The sequence below is a fragment of the Neokomagataea thailandica NBRC 106555 genome (genome assembly GCF_001598495.1).
Lineage (GTDB): Bacteria > Pseudomonadota > Alphaproteobacteria > Acetobacterales > Acetobacteraceae > Gluconobacter > Gluconobacter thailandicus_A.
Genome location: NZ_BCZB01000049.1, coordinates 1 through 5,840, shown reverse-complemented (window position 1 = coordinate 5,840; position 5,840 = coordinate 1). Strand labels below are relative to the sequence as shown.

Below are 5,840 nucleotides of genomic sequence, written 5' to 3'. Positions count from 1 at the left end.
GCTCTCCACCCGGCTGGCTCAAAAGTGCAGTGATCTCTGCCTCTAAAGCCTCCGGGGGCAATTCTTTTCCTAGAAATGCCTGCTCGGCTAGATCGGCTAACTGACGTGCTCCATGTATAATCAGTTGGCAATCTGCTGCAAAATCCGCATGCAATTGGTGCACATAAGGCCGCCGCGCCGTTGCCGATGTCGAGAGCAAACCAATTATACGCGTTTTAGACACCCGTCCTGCCCACCGAATGGGAGGGACGCACCCGATAATGGGAATGGGCAAAGCCGCGCGGAGCGCCGGTAACGCAATGGTACTTGCGGTATTACATGCGATGATAACAATATCAGGCTGTAACATCAGATGTGCTGTTTTGATCAAACGAACGATACGTTCAATCAAAAGATCATCTGGCTGCTCCCCGTAAGGGTAGAGCGCTGTGTCCGCCAGATAATCAATAACCAATTCTGGTTTTAGGCTCTGAAGGGCCTGAACGACACCCATTCCCCCAATCCCCGAATCGAAGACAAGGCAACGCTGGTGCATCAGGCCCATCCGAATTAGCCTTCTGCTTTAGCAGCCGCAGCCTTTAGGGCTGCTGCTTCTTCTGCACTGCTAACGCCACCATGACGTGCAGACCACGCACATGGGTCCTCAAGGAAGCGGCGTACTTCTGCGCTGTCTTTTTCCGAGAAGTAGTTGCCGTCTGCACAGGCTTCCAGAACATCCCACCATGTGCACAGAGCGTGCAGGGAAATATCCATATCGGCCAGTGTCTTATGCGCACCGGGGAAGACACCGTAGAAGAAGACCACAAACGTATGGTCAACAATCGCGCCAGCTTCACGCAAAGCGTTGGCAAAGCGTACTTTTGATGCGCCGTCTGTTGTCAGGTCTTCCACCAGAAGGGTACGCATATTTTCTGGCACATCACCTTCGATCTGCGCATTACGGCCAAAACCCTTTGGCTTCTTGCGAACATACGCCATGGGCGTCATCAGGCGATCTGCAATCCATGCTGCAAATGGAATACCAGCCGTTTCACCGCCCACCACAGCATCAAGGCTTTCAAACCCAATGTGGCGGCCAATCTTCTCAACTGCGAGATCCATGATCTTCGCACGGGCGCGTGGGAAGAAGATAATTTTACGACAGTCGATATAAACGGGTGATTTCCAGCCAGACGTCAGGGTGTAGGGCTCTTCTGGGCGGAAATTAACGGCTTTGATCTCAAGGAGAATCTTCGCTGTGGTCAGGGCCGCATCGCGGTCCCATGCCGTACGTCCTGCGATGGCGCTTTCTGCTAACTGGGTCATTTTCTATTCTCCCGCTTTCCTTGGTCGTGCCTAGATCTATGCCTGCTGGTTTAATGATCTCCCCCCTCAAAGGGTAGGGTAATTTTATCACCTCAGGCGATAACAACACATTTAGATACGACATAGCCCTTGCATGCGGCGAGCGGTAGTCATAGAGGAAGAGGTCCGAACTCTTCTAAAGTTTTGCAGGAGCAGCCGTGAGCTTCGAGACCCGCCGGATCGGCCGCAAATGTGAGCGTGCCGTTATTACCGCTTATCAAGAACTACGTGGCGTTGGGCAACCTGACATGCAGGCTTTTGCGGCTTGCACGACGTTGTACCGTATCCACCACCCCGAATCCTCAGTCACCGAGGCACGCCGTCTTGTTGCTGAGTGGATCGATCATCATGTGATCCGACAGGCACAGGGCCAAACAAACGGCTGTAACTGCTAAATGATGAGGGCGCCGTAAAGCGCCCTTTTTTATGCCACAACGTCACTATCCAGCCCGATATCCAAAGCAGTGACCGTATGGGTGAGCCATCCCATCGAAATCGCATCAACGCCTGTTTCAGCAATGCTCCGCGCTGTTTGCGGTGTAATGCCACCAGATGCTTCGGTCATGGCGCGTCCGTTCACGAGAGTCACCGCACGCCGTAATTGTTCAGGCGACATATTATCCAGCAAGAACACATCAGCGCCGCCAACGGATAATGCCTCTTCCAACTGCTCTAACGTATCTACTTCCAACTCAACTTTAAGCAGATGACCCGCGCGGCTTCGTGCCGCTTTCAATGCTGCGCTTACGCCACCGCAGATCGCCAGATGATTATCTTTGATCAAAATTGCATCATCTAAACGCTGGCGATGGCCTGAACCTCCGCCTGCTTTCACAGCATATTTTTCAACAGCCCTCAGGCCCGGCGTAGTTTTGCGCGTGCAGCACACACGCACCCCCGTACCAGATACACGGTCAACAATATCTCTCGTGGCCGTTGCAACACCGCTCAAATGAGACATCAAGTTCAGTGCCGTGCGTTCCCCCGCAAGAACCGTCGACGCATGGGCAGTTACCGTCGCGATTACATCTCCCGGCTGGACAAGTGCACCATCAGCGACATGCGCCTCAAAGACAGCATCCTGCTGTAACAGCGTAAAAGCCAGACGCGCGCCCGCTAATCCGGCGATGACACCGGGACGACGCGCCCGAAAAACAGCCGTCAACTTTTGTTCATTCAACCCAAGAACCTGAGAGGTGATATCGCCCCCAGAGCCCAAATCTTCACGCAATGCCAGTTCGACAACAGGCTGCCACATCAGGTCTGGTAAAAAAGCGGTCATGCTCATGACAAGCCAACTCCAAAGGATTTTAAATCCGAATAGGTCATTACGCGCCGTTCTGGCGTTTTTTGCTCGGGGTAATCGGTACGGTAATGCGCGCCACGGCTTTCCTGACGTAATAAAGCACCTGCCGCGAGAAAGGCCGTTACCAGTGCCGCATCATTCTTCTGCGCGTAGGGGGTAATCTGCTGCAAAAGCGCCTTTAACCCCGCTTCATCGCGCAATATCCCGGCATAGCGCACTAAATGCTCTGAGAGGTCAGGAGGTGTCGGCCCTTGGTAAGGCTCTACCATTTTACCGTGAGATAGCGCCCGAGAGGGTTCATGCTGGTTAATATCTTGAGCAGCCCACTGCCCGGTCAATACGGCCTCTAAAAGAGAATTACTGGCCAAGCGGTTCGCCCCATGCAGCCCTGTACAAGCCGCTTCACCACATGCCCATAGGCCGGGAATCGTTGTTCGCCCCGCCGCATCAACCGCTAATCCCCCCATGTGATAGTGCATGGATGGTTGTACAGGAATGGGCTGCTGATCAGGATCTATACCGGCCGCATGACACGCAGCAGCAATACCGGGGAACTGCATAGAGAATGGCCCCTTCGGCAAAGAGCATGCATCTAAAAATACCTGATGCCCCGCCGCACGGTGTGCAGCAATTGCCCGCGCGACAATATCTCGTGGTTGGAGTTCTTCGGTAAAACGTTCTCCACGTTCATCGACCAAGCGTGCACCTGCACCGCGCACAGCCTCACTCACCAATGCCCTGCGCCCATCCGGTAAAGGTATCGCTAATCCCGTGGGATGGAACTGCGTGAACTCCATATCCACAAGAGCAGCTCCAATACGCGCGGCCTGTGCCAATGGCAGCCCTTGCGCTTCCGCCGGGCATGTCGCTCCAGCAAAAAGCCCACCGATCCCGCCTGAAGCAATCAAGCATTGTGTCGTTGGAATATATCCAGCCGTTGTGCGGAGACCGCTTAACTCACCATTTTCCGTACAAAAACCGGAAAGAGCAACCTGCTCTAAAAGGGTAATCTGACCATGGTTTTTCACCCGCGCAATCAGAGGGCGCATAATACCTGCCCCACTCCGATCACCATTTAGATGCAGAATACGAGGGCGTGTATGTGCGGCTTCTAAATGCAAATCTGGATGTTCTGGGGTTCCCGCAAAGGACACACCCCAATCACGCAGCTGCGCAATGGCCCCTGGGCCTGCGGCCGTTATCCGTTGCACAACCTCAGCATCACATAACCCAGCCCCTGCGGCGAGCGTATCCTGTGCATGAAGGGCGGGACTATCATCTGGGCCAACGGCACTCGCGATTCCACCTTGCGCCAGCATAGAGGCAGCGCCTTCCCCTAAAAGGGTTGGCGACAGTACAACGCAGGGGCGCTCAAGCTTCAGCGCAGCAACAAGCCCGGCGAGGCCTGCTCCGACAATCACTACATGACCCGCAAAAGCTGAAAGCGTGTGCATCATTGCACCTCTTAGACAGCTAACATCCGCTCAACGGCACGCCGGGCGGGAGCAATTAGCTCCTCTGGAATCGTAACCGGCGTTTCCAGATTTTCCAGCGTGGTACGAATATTCTTCAACGTAATACGCTTCATATGCGGGCACAGATTGCAAGGCCGCACAAACTCTGTATCCGGAGAAAGAGTGGTCAAGTTATCGCTCATAGAGCACTCCGTCACCAACAGAGCCTTTTCTGGGCGCTTTTCCGCGACGAAATCGATCATACGCGCTGTAGAGCCGGAGAAATCAGCTTCAGCCACAACCTCCGGCGGGCATTCTGGATGCGCAATGACCACCACACCGGGGTGCATACGCCGATACTGACGGATTTCTTGTGGTGTAAAGCGCTCGTGCACCTCACATGAACCCGGCCATGTGAGCATTTTAATGCCTGTTTCTGCCTCAATATTTCGTGCCAAATACTGATCCGGAATCATGATCACCCGGTCAGTGCCTAAGCTCTCAACGATTTTTTTAGCATTACCTGAGGTACAGCACACATCGCTTTCCGCTTTCACCTCTGCCGTGCTGTTGACATAGGTCACAACAGGCACGCCGGGATATTCCCGGCGCATAGCACGCACGTTTTCAGCCGTAATACTTTCAGCCAACGAGCAGCCTGCACGTTCATCTGGGATTAAAACAAGCTTCTCTGGGTTCAGCATTTTGGCTGTTTCCGCCATGAAATGCACACCCGCCATCACGATAATATCCGCATCCACATTCTGTGCTTCACGGGCCAGCGCGAGGCTGTCTCCCTTAATATCCGACACACAATGGAAAATTTCTGGCGTTTGATAATTATGCGCCAATATCACGGCATTCTTCTCACGCTTTAGGCGCAAAATCGCTTCAATATCATCCGCAAACTGCTCTTCCCAATCTGCCCGATCCATCACACGGGACACAGGGGCATAAAGAGAATCTCGACTCTGAAGCGTAGAGGATACGGACATGACGGGCTCCCGTCCTTATTATGTTCAGGTTGAGCATATAAACATCTCTTTCAGAAAACAAAAGCCCTAAAGGCTGGTTACACCATGATGTGATGAGGGTGGTCGTGGTGACGAATATAGATATGCCCCGCTTATATGGGGTTTTATGGCAAAGCTTGAGTATCGGCTTGAGATGATCGCGTCGTGATTTTATCGGTGGTGCATTTGGTATCAGTATTGATCGCATGGATTATGTCGCGCCGGGTTGGGTGCTTAGGTGCAGGCGCTCGAGCTAGAAAATGATTTCGCTGATATTGGCGACGTTGGGGGTATTTCGTCATTGGCGGGTAAACCTCACTTCAGCATGTGAGAATAAACGAGAGGGTGAAAATGTATTTTCTCGTGTAGGTTTGGAGCGCCTAGGTTCTAGCTGTGGCTAAGGCTCGAACTGCGAGCGCTATGGGACAGCGCGTTCATGGAATGGCTATAGTGTTGGATGCATCGAGGCGTCAGCAGGTCTGTGACGATTAAGGAAACAGGCAATAGGGCCGTTGGGGGGATATGAATGTCCGTTATAGTGGTTCGGCGTTTTTTGTAATTTCTGCTTATTTTTTGGTTGACGGTGTTTAATGAGGTGTTTATAAGCCGCTTCACCGCACTGGACGGGTCCTTTTGAGGGTTTGGTAGTGTGGCTGAGAAAGAGTTCTTTGACAATTGAAGATTGATGAATTGGAAGGGATATGTTGGCGGCGTTTTGATGTT

At 52.8% G+C, this 5,840-nt stretch carries 7 protein-coding genes; 1 reads left to right on the top strand and 6 read right to left on the bottom strand.

What is annotated here, in order from left to right; genetic code table 11:
- The coding region (locus NTH01S_RS11070; RefSeq protein ID WP_174523624.1) for a glutamate racemase at positions 1-493 on the bottom strand (493 nt) is incomplete at its 3' end.
- Positions 494-549: 56 nt separating this feature from the next.
- The gene (locus NTH01S_RS11065; protein ID WP_068173692.1) at positions 550-1,305 is read right to left on the bottom strand and encodes an orotate phosphoribosyltransferase; all 756 of its coding nucleotides are present in this window, start codon (positions 1,303-1,305) and stop codon (positions 550-552) included.
- Between the two features lie 197 nt (positions 1,306-1,502).
- Here NTH01S_RS11065 and NTH01S_RS11060 point away from each other — a divergent pair, with 197 nt between their 5' ends.
- The gene (locus tag NTH01S_RS11060; protein ID WP_068173690.1) at positions 1,503-1,739 is read left to right on the top strand and encodes a hypothetical protein; all 237 of its coding nucleotides are present in this window, start codon (positions 1,503-1,505) and stop codon (positions 1,737-1,739) included.
- Between the two features lie 29 nt (positions 1,740-1,768).
- On the opposite strand, the gene nadC is transcribed toward NTH01S_RS11060, so the two are convergent.
- The 4 genes from nadC to NTH01S_RS12020 all read right to left on the bottom strand — a co-directional run.
- Positions 1,769-2,632 (bottom strand): carboxylating nicotinate-nucleotide diphosphorylase, encoded by an 864-nt coding sequence (gene nadC, locus NTH01S_RS11055; protein ID WP_068173689.1) that lies wholly within the window; start codon positions 2,630-2,632, stop codon positions 1,769-1,771.
- On the bottom strand, positions 2,629-4,107 hold the full coding sequence (locus NTH01S_RS11050) for an L-aspartate oxidase (protein ID WP_068173686.1): 1,479 nt from the start codon (positions 4,105-4,107) through the stop codon (positions 2,629-2,631). The genes nadC and NTH01S_RS11050 overlap by 4 nt, the downstream gene beginning before the upstream one ends.
- Positions 4,108-4,115: 8 nt before the next feature.
- On the bottom strand, positions 4,116-5,099 hold the full coding sequence (nadA, locus tag NTH01S_RS11045) for a quinolinate synthase NadA (protein WP_068173684.1): 984 nt from the start codon (positions 5,097-5,099) through the stop codon (positions 4,116-4,118).
- 463 nt (positions 5,100-5,562) lie between these two features.
- The coding region (locus NTH01S_RS12020; RefSeq protein ID WP_218015990.1) for a hypothetical protein at positions 5,563-5,840 on the bottom strand (278 nt) is incomplete at its 5' end.